Here is a 14,881-nt window from a genome sequence, read left to right on the forward strand (position 1 = left end):
GCGACAGAGCCTTTCAGCGGAGGCGAGGAAACTCCGCCAGCGTGCCGGGACCCCGTTGACCGGATGCTGACCCGACCTGACCGGCCGATCAGGAAGGCGGCCGGAGCTGTGCGAGGCTGCACCGCATGCGCATCCTGGTGGTCGAAGACGAGGTGGACCTCGCCCGTACCCTGCACACCGGTCTGACCGCCGAGGGCTACAGCGTCGACCTCGCCCATGACGGCCGACAGGGACTGTGGATGGCCCGCACCGGCGAATACGCCCTTGTCGTACTGGACTTGATGCTGCCCGGACTCAACGGCTACAAGGTCTGCGCCCAACTGCGCCGGGAGAACAACGCGACCCCCATCCTGGTACTCACCGCGAAGGACGGTGACTGGGACCAGGCGGAGGCCCTGGACACGGGGGCCGACGACTACCTGGCCAAACCCTTCTCCTACCTGGTGCTCGTCGCTCGGCTGCGGGCCCTGGTCAGACGAGCCGCCGCGGTCGCCCCGCCCGTCCTCGCCGTGGGCGACCTCTCCCTGGATGTCGCCGGCCGGGTCTGCCGCCGGGCCGGGACCCGGGTGGAACTCACGCCCAGGGAGTTCGCCGTGCTGGAACTGCTTGCCCGCCGGGCGGGCCAGGCGGTCTCCAAAGCGGACCTGCTCTATCACGCGTGGCCCGACGAAGCCCTGGATCCCAACCTGGTGGAGGCGCGCGTCAGCGCGCTGCGCAAGAAGGTGGACGCCGCGTTCGACCGGCAGTCCCTGCAGACCGTACGGGGAACCGGATACCGGCTGGTGGACGACCGTGAACGCGACTGAGCCGCGACGCCGCTGGTGGCCGCGTTCGGTACGAGCCCGAACGGCCCTGGCCGCGGCCTCGGCCGCCGCGGTCATCCTGGCCGGCATCGGCTGGTGGCTGCACCACGACGTCCACCGCCGCAGCATGCAGATCGCCGAGGACCAGGCCAAGAACCAACTCTGGGCGCTGGCCGGACAGTTGGATCAGGGTGTCATTCCCGACTCCACAAGCGTCGTACCGTACGAGGTCGTCGCGACCGGCCGACGCACCGCTGTCGCCTCAGGCGGGGCCATCAGCCACGCCTATCCCGACAGCCACCACGTGATGCCTGCCCCGCCGCCGGCCGGAGGGATCGCGGAAATGCCTCCCACCACCGTCCGCCTGCCTCCGAACCCCGACTACGACTCCAAGGACCCCCTCGACATGGCCGGCGGGATCCACCAGGTCGAAACCGCCGACATCTTTTCCGGGGACCTCAGCGCCGACGAAGCCGCCGCTCTGGGCGTCACCACCGGCGTCACGCTGCGCGTCTACGTGGTGGTGCTCCCGTACACAGCCGAGGCGATCACCGGGACCACCGACCGCCTGCTGATCCGGGCCGGGCTCTTCGGCCTCGTACTGATCGCCGCCGTCACCTACTTCTCCGTCCGCGTCGCGCTGCGACCGGTCGAGGCCATCCGTGTCCTCACCGCCTCGGTCACCGCGAGCGACCCCCGCGAACGCGTCACCGTCCCCACCACGGGACACGAGATCACCGCCCTGGCCACCACCATCAACAGCACCCTCCAACGTCTCGACAACGCCGCCGCCCAGCAACGCCGCTTCGTCGCGGACGCCGCCCACGAACTACGCAGCCCCCTCACCACACTGCTGGCCAGCCTGGAAGTCGCGCTCGCCTACCCGGAACGCACCGACTGGCCCGCCGCCGTCACCACCGCCGCACGACAGACCCGCCGTCTCCAGTCCCTCGCCGAGGACCTGCTGCTCCTCGCGCGCCTCGACACCCGCACCACCCCCAAGGCCGCCCCCGACACCGTCGACCTGACAGCCCTCGCCTCCCGGCTGACCGAGCAATACCCCCTGACGGAAAGGCCGTTGACCCTCACCTGCGACAGCACCGAGCCCGCCCACGCGCACGGAGACCCCGACGAATACGAACGGCTGCTGCGCAACCTCGTCGACAACGCCGCCCGCCACGCCGAACGCCGCATCCGGATCACCGTCCGGAACCATGACGCCTGGGTCGTCCTCACGGTGCACGACGACGGACCGGGCGTGCCAACCGAGGACGCCGAGCGCATCTTCGAACGCTTCGTCCGACTCGACGACGCCCGCTCCCGCGACCACGGCGGCACCGGCCTGGGCCTCGCCATCGCCCGCGACCTGGCCCACCGCCACCGAGGCACCCTCACCCTCGCCGCCCGGCCCCGCGGAGCATGCTTCCGGCTACGCCTTCCCCGGGTCCCCGCCCCGGCTCCTGGAAATGCTCGTACGGCATCTGCGGGCGGGGTCCGGTGACGGTGCCCGTCGCGCGGTTTCCGGCGCCGTCAGGTAGTCAGGAAGGGTGGACAAGGATGCGAGCGACCCCTTCGTGCATGTCCGGGGCGCCAGTGAGAACAACCTGCGGAACATCGATGTCGCCGTTCCGCGGGACGCGATGGTCGCCTTCACCGGGGTCTCCGGTTCGGGCAAGTCCTCGCTCGCGTTCGGCACGCTCTACGCGGAGGCCCAGCGGCGCTACTTCGAGTCGGTGGCACCGTACGCCCGAAGGCTGTTGCAACAGGTCGGCGCACCGCACGTGCGGGAGATCACCGGACTGCCACCCGCCGTGGCCCTGCAGCAGCGGCGCGGGTCCCCCAGCTCGCGCTCGACGGTCGGCACCATCACCACGCTGTCCAATCTGCTGCGAATGCTGTACTCCCGCGCCGGCACCTATCCGCCACGGGCCGCACGGCTGGAGGCCGAGTCGTTCTCACCCAACACCGCGGCCGGTGCCTGCCCGGAGTGCCACGGACTGGGCGTCGTGCACGACGTCGCCGAGGAGTTGCTCGTCCCGGACCCCTCGCTGAGCATCCGCGAAGGGGCGATCGCCGCCTGGCCGGGTGCCTGGCAGGGCGCCAACCTGCGCAGTGTGGTGAGCGGCCTGGGTATCGACATCGACCGGCCGTGGCGCAGGCTGAGGAAGAAGGACCGGGACTGGCTGCTGTACACGGACGAGCAGCCCTCCGTGTACGTCGAGCCGGAGGAGGACCGCGTCGACTACGGCTACCAGGGCAAGTTCTGGAGCGCCCGCAAGCACGTCATGCACGTCCTCGCCGACTCCAAGAGCGAGAAGATGCGCGAACGGGCGCTCCGGTTCGTCAGGAGTGTGCCCTGCCCCGAGTGTCACGGCAGCGGACTGCGGCCCGAGGCGCTCGCCGTGACCTTCGCCGGGCGTTCCATCGCCGAGATCAACGCGATGCCGCTCGCCGAGGCCGTGAGGCTGCTGCGGCCCGTCGCGAGGCGGTCCGGGGCCGGCGCCACCACGTCGACCGCCCGGTCGGGGGAGACGACCGAGGTCGCGGTCCGGATCTGCGGCGATCTGGTCGCGCGGATCGACGTACTGCTCGACCTGGGGCTCGGATATCTCAGCCTCGGGCGCCGCTCGACGACCCTGTCGCCCGGCGAGGCGCAGCGCCTGCGGATCGCCACCCAGCTGCGCTCGGGGCTGTTCGGCGTCGTCTACGTCCTCGACGAGCCCTCCGCGGGCCTGCACCCGGCGGACGCGGAACCCCTGCTGGACGTGCTGGACCGCCTCAAGGCCGCCGGCAACTCGCTGTTCGTCGTGGAGCACGACATGGACGTCGTACGCCGGGCGGACTGGGTGGTCGACATCGGTCCCGGTGCCGGGGAGGGCGGCGGACGGGTGTTGTACAGCGGCCCGGTCGCCGGTCTTGAGCGGGTGGGGGAGTCGGCCACGAGCCAGTACCTGTTCGGGCGCGCCCAGCCGGTCGACCACCGCACGCGCGCACCGCAGGGCTGGCTGCGCCTACGCGGTGTCTCCCGCCACAATCTGCGCGACGTGTCCGTCGACGTACCGCTGTGCGTACTGACGGCGGTGACGGGCGTGTCCGGTTCCGGAAAGTCGACGCTGGTGACGCAGGTGCTCGCCGAGGTCGTCCGCGGCCACCTCGGACTCGCACCCGAGGAGCCCGACGAGGCGGGTCCTGAGCCCGACGAGGCGCGTCTTGAGGTCGACGTCCAGGACGCGGCGGGGGTCGAGTCGTTCGACCGGCTGGTCCTGGTCGACCAACGGCCCATCGGCCGGACTCCCCGGTCCAACCTGGCGACGTACACGGGGATGTTCGACGCGGTGCGCAAGCTGTACGCGGCGACGGACGAGGCCAGGGCGCGCGGCTACTCGGCCGGGCGGTTCTCCTTCAACGTGCCCGAAGGGCGGTGCGAGACCTGCCAGGGCGAGGGGTTCGTCGCGGTGGAACTGCTGTTCCTGCCCGGCACCTACGCGCCGTGCCCGACCTGCCGGGGTGCCCGGTACAACGCCGAGACGCTGGAGGTCACCTACCGCGGCAAGAACATCGCGGAGGTGCTCGCGCTGTCCGTCGACGCCGCCGCCGGGTTCCTGTCCGAGGTCCCGGCGGCCTCCCGCAGTCTGGAGACGTTGCGCGAGGTGGGACTGGGGTACCTGCGGCTGGGCCAGCCCGCGACGGAACTCAGCGGTGGCGAGGCGCAACGCATCAAACTGGCCACCGAACTCCAGCGGGCCCGCCGCGGGCACGCGCTCTACCTGCTCGACGAGCCGACGGCGGGGCTGCACCCCGCGGACATCGCGCTGCTGCTGCGACAACTGCACCGGCTCGTCGACGCCGGCAACACGGTCGTCCTCGTCGAGCACGACCTGGACACGATCGCCACCGCCGACTGGGTCATCGACCTGGGGCCGGGTGGCGGCGACGCGGGCGGCAGGGTGGTCGCGGCGGGCACGCCGGCCAAAGTGGCGAGGGCCCGCCGCAGTGCCACCGCGCCCTATCTCGCGGCCCGGCTCGCGCGCTCCTGAGGACCGCACTCCGGGCGTGCCCGGAGGACGGCGCCCGGTCCGTCTAGCCGAGATGCGTCGTGCGGGTGACGTCGACAGTGGCAGTGAGGCGTTTGCCGTGCGGTGTCACTTCTGTGGTGAGGGACTGGGTGAGGGAGGTGACGATCTCCAGGCCGTGCTCACCGACGCGCCGGGGATCGGCGACCTTGGCCGCCGGGAGCACGGGGCTGCTGTCCCACAGGTCGATGTGCAGGACGGTGCCCAGCACGCGCAGACGCAGGCGGCCCGGACCCGGGGCGTATTTGCGGGCGTTGGTGACCAGTTCGCTGACGACCAGCTGGACGATCTCGACCGAGGCCCTGGCCACCGGAATGCCGTGCGACTCCCTCACCGCGGTGAGGAACTCCGCCGCGAGGCGCCTGGCCTCCGCGGCCCACGCACCGGCTCCGTCGAACGCGAGCGATGCTTCCAGCGGTGCGGCAGCCCCCGGCGATGCCCCGGAGGCACCGTCCCGCGCTGGATCCATGTCTGTCCGCCTCCACGTTCCCGCCCGACACCCTCACCGGCAGCGGCCAACCTCGCCCGCAACGTTACCCGCGGCACGGCCACCCGAATGCGACACCTACCATCTCCATCCCGCGCGGACTGCGCGAGGTCGCCTTTGGGGCATTCTGCGGGTACTTGCGAACACTGGGCGGTGGGCGGCCAATGAGAGGGGTCCAGGCATGCGGGTGTCGTCCGAGGACGTGACGGTCGTGGCTCTCCTGGCGGATCCGGACGCGCCGACGGAGATCGCCAGGCGCATGGCCCGGATCCTCCCTGCCCGGCTCGCCGACAAGGCGGGACAGGGGCGACGGTCCGACGTCGAGGTGGTCAGCGAGCTCGGTATGGAGAGGCCCGGCCACAAAGGGTGCGGCCGGGCCGGAGTTGGCGCCTGATCAGGCTCAGGACTCGGGGCAGAGCGTCCTGCGCAGCGCGAGGTTGATGTGCTTTCCGTCGTCGTCGGACAGTGTGACGCCGTCGTAGGAGAACCGCTGGGCAGCACTGTGGTCCGGGTTCGCCGTGCCGCCATCGAGGGCCGCGCACTGGTTGCGGGCCGCGTCGACGGCCTTGTCCTCGTCATGAACGAGGTTGCCGTTGACGTCCATGACGGCCGCGAGGAGGGCGTCGCGCTCGGCGCCGGTGGGCTCGGGCGGAATGCCGGCGTTCTTGGCGGCGCCGCTGGTGTCCGCGGAACTCGATGCCTCGGGCACGGCGTTCGACGCCTCAGGCGCGGCGCTCTTGGCGGTGTCGGCCTTGCCGTCGCCGCCATCGTCGCCGCTACAGCCAACGACAGCGACGGCAAGCACGGCGACGATGGCCGCGGTGGTGGTACGGACACGCATGATTCCCCCTGGCATGACACGAGTGGCAACATCGTGCGGCAGGTGGGGCGTTGGGCCTCCAGCGGTGATGGAGTTGTGACGTGATGCGGACGCGTTTGAAGCGGTTGGCGTCCTGTGGCCGTCGCTGCCTACGGGGCGGATCGCCGAGTTGGTGCACGCGAAGCTCCTGGCGGGCACGGGCCGGCTTGGCCGGGAACTCGTCTGCCAGGAGCTTCGTCGTCGCGCTGGGGCCGGGTCAGGCGAGGGGCTCGTGGTTGACCCAGATCGCCTTGTACGGGCGGCGGGCCTGCCAGTTGGTGATGAACTCGCCGATGGCCGGGAGGGCGAAGGAGGCGTTGAGGGCGTCGAGGTCGGCCATGCCGAACCGCACGACCGCGGAAGCGACTGCCACCGGGGCGTGGTCGTCGCTGGGGACGCGCAGATGGTGGCGGGCGGCGAAGGACTGGAAGGCGCCGCTGCCCATGGTCAGCTCCTCAAGCTCCTTGAGGTACTCGTCGAGCTCGTCCGCAGGAATCGGTTCGTCGAAGGCAACGATCATCGTGTGGTGAATCATGCCTCGATTGAACTGGCGCTTCTTCGTCAAGTCCAAGGCAGCCGGATTCTGAATCCATTCCTCCGAGGAATGACCGGATCGGTACTCTGTCGGCATGGCCGAGCTGGAGACCCGTGAACTGGAGTACTTCGCCGCACTCGCCGAGGAACTCCATTTCGGCCGGGCGGCGCGGCGGCTGGGGATCGCGCAGCCCGCCCTGTCCAAGGCGGTACGGCGGCTGGAGGACCGGCTCGGGGTGGTGCTGGTGGAGCGATCCAGCAGGCACGTCGCCCTCACCTCCGCGGGGGAGGCGCTGAAGTACCACGGCCGGCATGCGCTGCTCGCGGTCGAAGCGGCGGCCGAGAAGGCTCGGCGAGCGGGCCGACGGGAGTCCCGGCTGCGCCTGGTGATCAAGCCCGGAGGGGACGCGGATCTGCTGTCCGGCATCCTGGCCGCCTACGCCCACCGGCCCGACGCCCGTCAGGTGGACATCCTGTTCGGCGGGGCCACCGACCGCGCCGATCACGTGCGTGACGGCCGGGCGGACGTGGCGCTGCTGTACGTACCGTTCGACGACCTGACCGGCCTGGACCACGAAACCCTCCTGGTCGAGGGCAGGGTGGCGATCCTGCCCCCGGACCATCGGCTCGCCGACCGCAGCGAGGTGACCCTCGCCGACCTGGCCCACGAGACGCTGCCGCGCTGGAAGGGCGTCCGCGGCAACGGCGTGCCCGGCATCGAGCCCGCCGCCGCGTCCGGCCCCGAGGTCGCCGACGCCGCTGAGCTGACGCACATGGTCCTGCTGGGACGAACGATCGCGGTGCTGCCCCGCTCGCTGGCCCGGCCACTGCATCCGGGGCTCGTCCGTGTCCCGGTGGCCGACGCGCCGCGCAGTGCGCTGGTCCTCGCCTGGGGACAGGAGGACCGACGACGACAGGTCGCCCACTTCGTCGCCTCAGCGGTGGAGGCGGCGCAGGGCTGACCCCGTACGACCGCTGCTTTCCCGCCGTAGCTTTCCCGGTCCCGTCACGGGCGACCTCAGCGCCCGTGACCTCGAAGTGGTGGGGGTCCGTCCGGACAGGGCGCTACGCTGCCGGGGAGGCCCTCCGCCCGGTCGAACGAGGGCCTCCACCTGGTCGAACCGCGGCAGCCAGGACCCCGCTCATCGGGGCTGCCGTGAAAGATGAGAGGGTCAGGCGGGTGAGTGAGACGCCCATGAACACCTTGCAATACCGCTTTGACGGGCCTGAGGACGCCCCGGTCCTGATCCTCGGTCCCTCACTGGGGACCACCTGGCACATGTGGGATCGACAGGTCCCGGAGCTGGCGAAGCACTGGCGGATCTTCCGCTTCGACCTGCCGGGGCACGGCGGCGCCCCCGCCTACCCGGCCGGTTCGGTCGCCGAACTCGCCGAGAGACTGCTGGCCACGCTCGACGCGCTCGGCGTGCAGCGCTTCGGTTACGCGGGGTGCGCCTTCGGAGCCGCCATAGGGATCGAGCTGGCGCTGCGCCATCCTGAGCGGCTCGCCTCGCTCGGCGTGATCGCCGCCTCGCCGCGTTTCGGAACCGCGGACGAGTTCCGGCAGCGCGGTGTGATCGTACGTTCGAACGGGCTCGACCCGATCGCCCGGATGTCGCCCGAGCGCTGGTTCACGGAGGGGTTCGCCGCCACTCAGCCCGCGATCACCGAGTGGGCCGTGCAGATGGTGCGAACCACCGACCCCGGCTGCTACATCGCCGCCTGCGAGGCGCTCGCCGCCTTCGACGTACGGGCTGAGCTCGCCCGCATCGGTGTGCCGGCCCTCGTCCTCGTCGGCTCCGACGACCAGGTCACCGGGCCCGCCGAGGCCCGCACCCTGGTCGCCGGGATACCGGACGCCCGGCTCGCCGTCGTACCCGGTGCCTCGCACCTGGTCCCCGTCGAGCAGCAGGCCGCCGTCACCGACCTCCTCGTGCGGCACTTCTCCAGCGCCTGGCAGCCCGCCTACGACAACTCGACGGGCCAGATGGCGATCCCGGCGGCCCCGGTCAAGCAGGTCCTCTCGCCCCCTCCGTCGGCCTCGCCCGTGGCGGAGATCGCGCCGCCCGTCGCTCGGGCCGAGGGCCTGGGGCGGCCCGACCCGTACGACGCCGGGATCAAGGTGCGCCGCGAGGTGCTCGGCGACGCGCACGTGGACCGGGCGCTGGCCTCGGCGGACGAGTTCTCCGGGGACTTCCAGGAGTTCGTCACCCGGTACGCCTGGGGCGAGATCTGGGACCGGCCCGGACTCGACCGGCGCTCGCGCAGCTGCGTCACGCTCACGGCGCTCGTCGCGGGCGGCCATCTGGACGAGCTCGGCTTCCACGTCCGCGCGGCCCTCCGCAACGGACTCACCCCGGTGGAGATCAAAGAGGTGCTCCTCCAGGCGGCCGTCTACTGCGGCGTACCCGCCGCGAACAGCGCCTTCAAGGTGGCCCAGCAGGTCATCCGCGAGGAGACCACGCCCGAAGAGTGACCGTGCCCGTGATCTTCGTCCTGGCAGCGGGACCACCGGTCTGGGCGGGCCGCCGCCGCGCGGGCGGAGGCAGGATGGAGTCATGACCGACATGAAACTCACGAAGAAGACGCACGCCTGCGTCCGCCTCGAGAAGGACGGGCGCACGCTGGTCATCGACCCGGGCACCTTCAGCGAGGAGGACGCCTCGGTCGGCGCGGACGCGATCCTGATCACCCACGAGCACCCCGACCACTTCAACGAGGAGCGGCTGCGGGCCGGGCTCGACGCCAACCCGGCGGCCGAGATCTGGACGCTGAAGGCGGTCGCCGACAAGATCTCGGCGGCGTTCCCGGGCCGCGTGCACACCGTCGGGCACGGCGACACGTTCACCGCCGCGGGCTTCGACGTCCAGGTCCACGGCGAACTGCACGCCGTGATCCACCCGGACATCCCGCGCATCACCAACGTGGGCTACCTCGTCGACGCCGGGCGCGTCTTCCACCCGGGCGACGCCCTCACGGTCCCCGACCACCCGGTGGAGACCCTGATGCTCCCGGTCATGGCCCCCTGGAGCAAGATCTCCGAGGTCATCGAGTACGTCCGCGAGGTCAAGCCGCGGCGCGCGTACGACATCCACGACGCCCTGCTCACCGACCTCGCCCGGCCGATCTACGACAGCCAGATCGGCGCGCTGGGCGGCTCGGAGCACCTGCGGCTCACGCCGGGAGCCTCGGCGCAGGTCTGAGGCGGCCGGCGCTCGCCGGGCGGAACCTCCGGGCCCGTTGTCGTACCCGCCCGGTAGGTTGTGAGGTATGCGCATCGCCACCTGGAACGTCAACTCGATCACCGCCCGTCTGCCGAGGCTGCTGGCCTGGCTGGAGAGCAGCGGCACGGACGTGCTGTGCGTCCAGGAGACCAAGACCACCGCCGAGCAGTTCCCCACGGACGAGCTGCGCGAGCTGGGCTACGAGTCGGCGGTGAACGCCACGGGGCGGTGGAACGGCGTGGCGGTGGTCTCCCGGGTGGGCCTGGAGGACATCGTCAAGGGCCTGCCGGGCGACCCCGGCTTCGACGGCGTCCAGGAGCCCCGCGCGGTCTCCGCGACCTGCGGCCCGGTCCGGGTCTGGTCGGTGTACGTGCCGAACGGCCGCGAGGTGGACAACCCCCACTACGCGTACAAGATCCAGTGGTTCGAGGCGCTCAAGGCGGCCATCGCGGGCGACGCGGCGGGCGGCAGGCCGTTCGCGGTGCTGGGGGACTACAACGTCGCGCCGGCGGACGAGGACGTCTGGGACATCGCCCTTTTCGAGGCCGCCACCCACGTCACCCCGGCCGAGCGCGCCGCCCTGGCCGCCCTGCGCGAGACGGGCCTCACGGACGTGGTCCCGCGCCCCCTCAAGTACGACCACCCGTTCACGTACTGGGACTACCGCCAGCTGGGCTTCCCGAAGAACCGCGGCATGCGCATCGACCTAGTCTACGGGAACGAGCCGTTCTCCAAGGCCGTCACCGACGCCTATGTGGACCGCGAGGAGCGCAAGGGCAAGGGCGCGTCGGACCACGCGCCGGTCGTGGTGGACCTGGACGTGTAGGAGACGCCCGCCCGGCGCGGAGACGCCCGCCCCAGCGCGGGAACGCCCGCCCCGGCGCGGTATCCCGGGTCGTGGTGGCTGATCTCCCTTGGCCCGGCGCCGACTTGGGGCGCGGCCCGCACTGAGGGGAACACCTCTCGAACACGCGACCCCGCGCGCCTGTGGTGCGCACGGTGACGTGAATGACACGCTGGGCTGATGAACATCCCCTTCCTCGGCAACTGGCGCAAGAAGCGTGACCCCGCCTTCGGCGTCGCGGTGTTCTCCGACGGCGAGGCCGACTCCGGGGGTGTCACCGAACTGCTCTCCGAGTGTGATCTGCTGCGCTCCCAGGCGGAGTTGGCGGGGGTCGAACTCGACGACTCCGTCGCCTCGTTGGAGGCGCTCGACCAACTGCTGCCCCGCTGGCGGGACGACGAGGAGAGCCTGCCCTGGCTCGGCAACGACGCCGGTCTCTACGTCGGCACGGTGATCGTGCGCACCGTGCCCGGAGCCGTCTGGCAGATCTGGCCCAACGGCCATCCCGTGGTGCGGCTGCCGTCCGGCCGGGAGTTCGACGTGGTCGCCGCCGGACACACCTGGGCGTCCAGTGGCGAGCCCGAACTCTCCCAGCTGTACGCGGAGGTGTCGGAGGGCTAACCGCAAAATACGGCTAATGCCCGGAAGGTGCGTGTCGCGCGGTAAGTCCATTCTTGTCCGGATAGTTTTCGGCGACTGCGACACAGCTGAGAGTGGGTAGGGCCGGGCATGGCTGTCGATCCGTTGATCGAGCTGCATGACGTGAACAAGTACTTCGGGGAGTTGCATGTCCTTCAGGACATCAACCTCACCGTGGGCAAGGGGGAGGTGGTCGTCGTCATCGGCCCGTCGGGGTCGGGCAAGTCGACACTGTGCAGGGCGATCAACCGGCTGGAGACCATCGCGTCGGGGACGATCAAGCTCGACGGCAAGCCGCTCCCGGAGGAGGGCAAGGCCCTCGCCCAGCTCCGCGCCGAAGTGGGCATGGTCTTCCAGTCCTTCAACCTCTTCGCCCACAAGACGATCCTCCAGAACGTCTCCCTCGCCCAGGTCAAGGTCCGCGGCCGCAAGCGCGAGGAGGCCGACAGGCGCTCCCTGGAAATCCTGGACCGCGTGGGCCTCGCCTCACAGGCTCCGAAGTACCCGGCGCAGCTCTCCGGCGGACAGCAGCAGCGCGTGGCCATCGCCCGCGCCCTCGCCATGGACCCGAAGGCCCTGCTGTTCGACGAGCCGACCTCGGCACTGGACCCCGAGATGATCAATGAAGTCCTCGAAGTCATGCAGCAGTTGGCGCGTGAGGGGATGACGATGGTCGTCGTCACCCACGAGATGGGCTTCGCGCGCTCCGCCGCCAACCGTGTCGTCTTCATGTCCGACGGTCGCATCGTCGAGGACCGCGCCCCGGAGGAGTTCTTCACCACTCCGCGCAGCGAGCGCGCCAAGGATTTCCTCTCCAAGATCCTCAAACACTGAGCGGGGGAGCGCACCGCATGATCCCTACGACACGTGTGTGCCGTGCCCTCGTGGCGCTCACGGCACTGATCGCCACCGCCGCGGCCTGCGGCAAGGAGGGCAGCCCGCCCACCAAGGGGCCCGCCGCCGGCCAACTGCCCGACTACCAGGTCGTCCAGGGCTTCCAGCTCCCCTCCTCGCCCACCTGGGAGCGGGCCAGGAAGCGCGGCCACCTCACCGTCGGCGCCAAGGAGGACCAGCCCTACCTGGGCGAGAAGGACCCGGCGAGCGGCGCCTACTCCGGCTTCGACATCGAGATCGCCAGGATGATGTCGGCCTCCCTCGGCTTCGCCCCCAGGACGGTCCGCTTCAGGACGATCGCCTCGGCGAACCGCGAAACCGCCCTGCAGAACGGCCAGATCGACTACTACGTCGGTACCTACACCATCAACGACCTGCGCAAGAAGCTCGTCGGCTTCGCGGGCCCGTACTACATGGCGGGTCAGTCACTGCTGGTGCGCACGGACGAGGACGACATCCACGGCCCCCAGGATCTCGCCGGCAGGACCGTCTGCTCGGCGGCCGGATCGACCCCGTACCAGCGCATCAAGTCGGACTACCCGAAGGCGAAGCTCGTCTCGTACGACACGTACTCGGTCTGTGTCGACAACCTGCTCACCTACCAGGTCGACGCCGTCACCACCGACGACGCCATCCTGATCGGCTACGCGGCGAAGGTGCCCGACGAACTCAAGGTCGTCGGCAAGCCGTTCTCCGAGGAGCCGTACGGCATCGGCGTACCGCGCGGCGACGACGCGCTGCGGTTCGCGCTCGACGACGCGTTGGAGGCCCGCGAGAAGAACGGCGACTGGAAGAAGGCGTACGAGGCGACGCTCGGCCTGTCCGGCGTGCCCGCGCCCGCACCGCCCAAGATCGACCGCTACCAGGGGAGTTGAGGCCGGCGTGAACGTACTGACGGACAACTTCTCCACGTTCGGCGAGGGATTTCTCGGCACCGTCGAACTCACCTTCTACGCATCGCTGTTGGCCCTCGCGCTCGGTTTCGTGATGGCGTCGTTCCGGGTCGCGCCCGTCGGCTCCCTGCGGGCGCTGGGCACGGCATGGGTGACGGTGCTCCGCAACACCCCGCTCACCCTGCTGTTCTTCGCGGTACTGCTCGGCCTGCCGCGCTTCGGACTCGTGCTGCCCTTCCAGGTGTTCGCGATCCTGGCGCTCGGCTGCTACACCTCGGCGTTCATCTGCGAGGCCCTGCGGTCGGGCATCAACACCGTGCCCAAGGGGCAGGGCGAGGCCGCACGCAGCCTCGGTATGACGTTCGGGCAGACCCTGTCCCTGGTCGTCCTGCCGCAGGCCTTCCGCTCGGTGATCCCGTCGGTCGGCTCCACCCTCATCGCGCTCGCCAAGAACTCGGCGATCGCCGGGGCGTTCAGCGTCACCGAACTGCTAGGCACGTACAAGATCCTCAGCGAACTCGGCTACAACATCGTCTGGACCTTCATCTGGATCGCCGTCGGCTACCTGATCATCACCCTCGCCATCAGCGCGGTCTTCAATGTCCTCGAAAAGCGCTGGGGAGTCGCCCGATGACCGCCACCGCCACCGAATCCACCGCCCTCTACGACATCCCCGGCCCCAAGACCCGTCAACGGCACCGGACGTACGGGATCCTCTCCACCGCCGTGATCCTCGGGCTCGTCGGCTGGGTCCTGTATCTCCTGTTCGACACCGACCAGTTCACGTACACGAAGTGGATGCCCTTCGAGTACAAGGGCATTCAGGAGCTGCTGCTGAAGGGTCTCGGCAACACGCTCAAGGCCTTCGCTATCGCCGCCGTGCTGTCGCTGGCACTGGGCGCCGTCCTCGCGGCCGGCCGGCTGTCGGACCACCGGCCGGTGCGCTGGGTCTCCACACTGCTCGTCGAGTTCTTCCGCGCCATGCCCGTACTGGTGATGATCTTCTTCATCTTCGTGGCGCTCAAGGTGCAGCCGCTGCCGGCGCTGGTCGCCGGGCTGACGCTCTACAACGGCTCGGTGCTCGCCGAGGTCTTCCGCTCGGGCGTCAACGCGGTCGAGCGCGGCCAGCGGGAGGCGGCGTTCGCGCTCGGCATGCGCAAGACCCAGGTCATGTCGTACGTCCTCGTACCGCAGGCCGTCCGGTCCATGCTGCCCACCATCATCAGCCAGCTGGTGGTGGCACTCAAGGACACCTCGCTCGGCTATCTGATCACCTACGAGGAGTTTCTCCATGCCGGGAAGCTCATCGCCTCGAACCTCGACTACGATTTGCCGTTCATCCCCGTGGTGATGGTGATCTCACCGATCTACATCGGGATGTGCATGCTGCTCAGCTGGTTCGCCCAGTGGGTGTCCCGGCGGGAGCAGCGCAGTCCCAAGACCGAGGCCGTGGACGTGGCACCGGCCGAACCAGGGACGCTGCTGCCGGGTGGGGGTCCCCCCACAACCCCGAGGTCGTAGGGGGAGCAGCAGACAGGTCCTCAACCCGACCGGCGGCAGCCGGAGATCACTTCTAGCGCGGGGGCACCGACACATCACGTCGGGTCGTGCTCCGGCGAGGAGAAGGTCAG

Annotated in this window: 16 protein-coding genes; 13 read left to right on the plus strand and 3 right to left on the minus strand. The window is 70.3% G+C overall.

Translation table 11 applies throughout. The features are described from left to right. Positions 1 to 125: 125 nt before the first annotated feature. From ACIP79_RS24045 to uvrA, 3 genes are read left to right on the plus strand one after another with little or no spacing between them, the layout of a single operon-like run. Positions 126 to 806 carry a response regulator transcription factor gene (locus tag ACIP79_RS24045; protein WP_401226544.1) on the plus strand — a complete coding sequence of 227 codons (681 nt, stop codon included), beginning with the start codon at positions 126 to 128 and terminating at the stop codon, positions 804 to 806. Further along, positions 793 to 2,304 carry a sensor histidine kinase gene (locus ACIP79_RS24050; protein WP_401226545.1) on the plus strand — a complete coding sequence of 504 codons (1,512 nt, stop codon included), beginning with the start codon at positions 793 to 795 and terminating at the stop codon, positions 2,302 to 2,304. Before ACIP79_RS24045 ends, ACIP79_RS24050 begins: the two co-directional genes overlap by 14 nt. Positions 2,305 to 2,350: 46 nt before the next feature. Continuing rightward, positions 2,351 to 4,840, plus strand: coding sequence for an excinuclease ABC subunit UvrA (gene uvrA, locus ACIP79_RS24055; protein WP_401226546.1), 2,490 nt, complete (start codon positions 2,351 to 2,353; stop codon positions 4,838 to 4,840). 43 nt (positions 4,841 to 4,883) lie between these two features. On the opposite strand, the gene ACIP79_RS24060 is transcribed toward uvrA, so the two are convergent. Next, positions 4,884 to 5,345 carry an ATP-binding protein gene (locus tag ACIP79_RS24060; RefSeq protein ID WP_401226547.1) on the minus strand — a complete coding sequence of 154 codons (462 nt, stop codon included), beginning with the start codon at positions 5,343 to 5,345 and terminating at the stop codon, positions 4,884 to 4,886. Positions 5,346 to 5,544: 199 nt separating this feature from the next. On the opposite strand from ACIP79_RS24060, the gene ACIP79_RS24065 reads away from it, so the two are divergent. Further along, complete coding sequence (locus ACIP79_RS24065; protein WP_401226548.1) at positions 5,545 to 5,757, plus strand: hypothetical protein; 213 nt, start codon at positions 5,545 to 5,547, stop codon at positions 5,755 to 5,757. Positions 5,758 to 5,763: 6 nt separating this feature from the next. Here the strand turns inward: ACIP79_RS24065 and ACIP79_RS24070 are convergent, their stop codons facing one another. Then, a complete protein-coding gene (locus ACIP79_RS24070) occupies positions 5,764 to 6,204 on the minus strand; it encodes a hypothetical protein (RefSeq protein WP_401226550.1) in 441 nt (146 codons plus the stop codon). 235 nt (positions 6,205 to 6,439) lie between these two features. After that, the gene (locus ACIP79_RS24075) at positions 6,440 to 6,757 is read right to left on the minus strand and encodes a hypothetical protein (protein WP_401226551.1); all 318 of its coding nucleotides are present in this window, start codon (positions 6,755 to 6,757) and stop codon (positions 6,440 to 6,442) included. Between the two features lie 94 nt (positions 6,758 to 6,851). Between ACIP79_RS24075 and ACIP79_RS24080 the strand changes: the two genes are divergently transcribed. The 9 genes from ACIP79_RS24080 (at position 6,852) to ACIP79_RS24120 (ending at position 14,771) form a co-directional block, all read left to right on the plus strand. Then, positions 6,852 to 7,718 carry a LysR family transcriptional regulator gene (locus tag ACIP79_RS24080; RefSeq protein WP_401226553.1) on the plus strand — a complete coding sequence of 289 codons (867 nt, stop codon included), beginning with the start codon at positions 6,852 to 6,854 and terminating at the stop codon, positions 7,716 to 7,718. A 233-nt stretch (positions 7,719 to 7,951) separates the two neighbouring features. Next, entirely contained in the window at positions 7,952 to 9,232 is a 1,281-nt protein-coding gene (gene pcaC / locus ACIP79_RS24085) for a 4-carboxymuconolactone decarboxylase (RefSeq protein WP_401226555.1), read from the plus strand. A gap of 91 nt (positions 9,233 to 9,323) precedes the next feature. Next, positions 9,324 to 9,959, plus strand: coding sequence for an MBL fold metallo-hydrolase (locus ACIP79_RS24090; protein WP_401226728.1), 636 nt, complete (start codon positions 9,324 to 9,326; stop codon positions 9,957 to 9,959). A gap of 67 nt (positions 9,960 to 10,026) precedes the next feature. Beyond that, positions 10,027 to 10,806: an exodeoxyribonuclease III gene (locus ACIP79_RS24095; protein WP_401226557.1), complete on the plus strand. Its 780-nt coding sequence runs from the start codon at positions 10,027 to 10,029 to the stop codon at positions 10,804 to 10,806. Positions 10,807 to 11,004: 198 nt separating this feature from the next. After that, a complete protein-coding gene (locus tag ACIP79_RS24100) occupies positions 11,005 to 11,445 on the plus strand; it encodes a DUF6278 family protein (protein WP_401226558.1) in 441 nt (146 codons plus the stop codon). Positions 11,446 to 11,553: 108 nt separating this feature from the next. Then, positions 11,554 to 12,297 carry an amino acid ABC transporter ATP-binding protein gene (locus ACIP79_RS24105; protein WP_401226560.1) on the plus strand — a complete coding sequence of 248 codons (744 nt, stop codon included), beginning with the start codon at positions 11,554 to 11,556 and terminating at the stop codon, positions 12,295 to 12,297. Positions 12,298 to 12,314: 17 nt separating this feature from the next. Further along, a complete protein-coding gene (locus ACIP79_RS24110) occupies positions 12,315 to 13,232 on the plus strand; it encodes a glutamate ABC transporter substrate-binding protein (protein ID WP_401226562.1) in 918 nt (305 codons plus the stop codon). A gap of 7 nt (positions 13,233 to 13,239) precedes the next feature. Beyond that, a complete protein-coding gene (locus ACIP79_RS24115) occupies positions 13,240 to 13,884 on the plus strand; it encodes an amino acid ABC transporter permease (RefSeq protein WP_401226563.1) in 645 nt (214 codons plus the stop codon). Then, complete coding sequence (locus tag ACIP79_RS24120; protein ID WP_401226565.1) at positions 13,881 to 14,771, plus strand: amino acid ABC transporter permease; 891 nt, start codon at positions 13,881 to 13,883, stop codon at positions 14,769 to 14,771. The genes ACIP79_RS24115 and ACIP79_RS24120 overlap by 4 nt, the downstream gene beginning before the upstream one ends. Positions 14,772 to 14,881 lie beyond the last annotated feature (110 nt).

The sequence above is a fragment of the Streptomyces sp. NPDC088747 genome, from assembly GCF_044751025.1.
Classification (GTDB): domain Bacteria; phylum Actinomycetota; class Actinomycetes; order Streptomycetales; family Streptomycetaceae; genus Streptomyces.

What these genes read in the sequence shown, in the direction of transcription:
- ACIP79_RS24070 (WP_401226550.1), bottom strand. Translation starts at nt 6,204, where the DNA reads ATGCGTGTCCGTACCACCACCGCGGCCATCGTCGCCGTGCTTGCCGTC.
- ACIP79_RS24075 (WP_401226551.1), bottom strand. Translation starts at nt 6,757, where the DNA reads ATGATTCACCACACGATGATCGTTGCCTTCGACGAACCGATTCCTGCG.
- ACIP79_RS24045 (WP_401226544.1), top strand. Translation starts at nt 126, where the DNA reads ATGCGCATCCTGGTGGTCGAAGACGAGGTGGACCTCGCCCGTACCCTG.
- ACIP79_RS24110 (WP_401226562.1), top strand. Translation starts at nt 12,315, where the DNA reads ATGATCCCTACGACACGTGTGTGCCGTGCCCTCGTGGCGCTCACGGCA.
- ACIP79_RS24100 (WP_401226558.1), top strand. Translation starts at nt 11,005, where the DNA reads ATGAACATCCCCTTCCTCGGCAACTGGCGCAAGAAGCGTGACCCCGCC.
- ACIP79_RS24095 (WP_401226557.1), top strand. Translation starts at nt 10,027, where the DNA reads ATGCGCATCGCCACCTGGAACGTCAACTCGATCACCGCCCGTCTGCCG.
- ACIP79_RS24060 (WP_401226547.1), bottom strand. Translation starts at nt 5,345, where the DNA reads ATGGATCCAGCGCGGGACGGTGCCTCCGGGGCATCGCCGGGGGCTGCC.
- ACIP79_RS24090 (WP_401226728.1), top strand. Translation starts at nt 9,324, where the DNA reads ATGAAACTCACGAAGAAGACGCACGCCTGCGTCCGCCTCGAGAAGGAC.
- ACIP79_RS24120 (WP_401226565.1), top strand. Translation starts at nt 13,881, where the DNA reads ATGACCGCCACCGCCACCGAATCCACCGCCCTCTACGACATCCCCGGC.
- ACIP79_RS24065 (WP_401226548.1), top strand. Translation starts at nt 5,545, where the DNA reads ATGCGGGTGTCGTCCGAGGACGTGACGGTCGTGGCTCTCCTGGCGGAT.
- ACIP79_RS24080 (WP_401226553.1), top strand. Translation starts at nt 6,852, where the DNA reads ATGGCCGAGCTGGAGACCCGTGAACTGGAGTACTTCGCCGCACTCGCC.
- ACIP79_RS24105 (WP_401226560.1), top strand. Translation starts at nt 11,554, where the DNA reads ATGGCTGTCGATCCGTTGATCGAGCTGCATGACGTGAACAAGTACTTC.
- pcaC (WP_401226555.1), top strand. Translation starts at nt 7,952, where the DNA reads ATGAACACCTTGCAATACCGCTTTGACGGGCCTGAGGACGCCCCGGTC.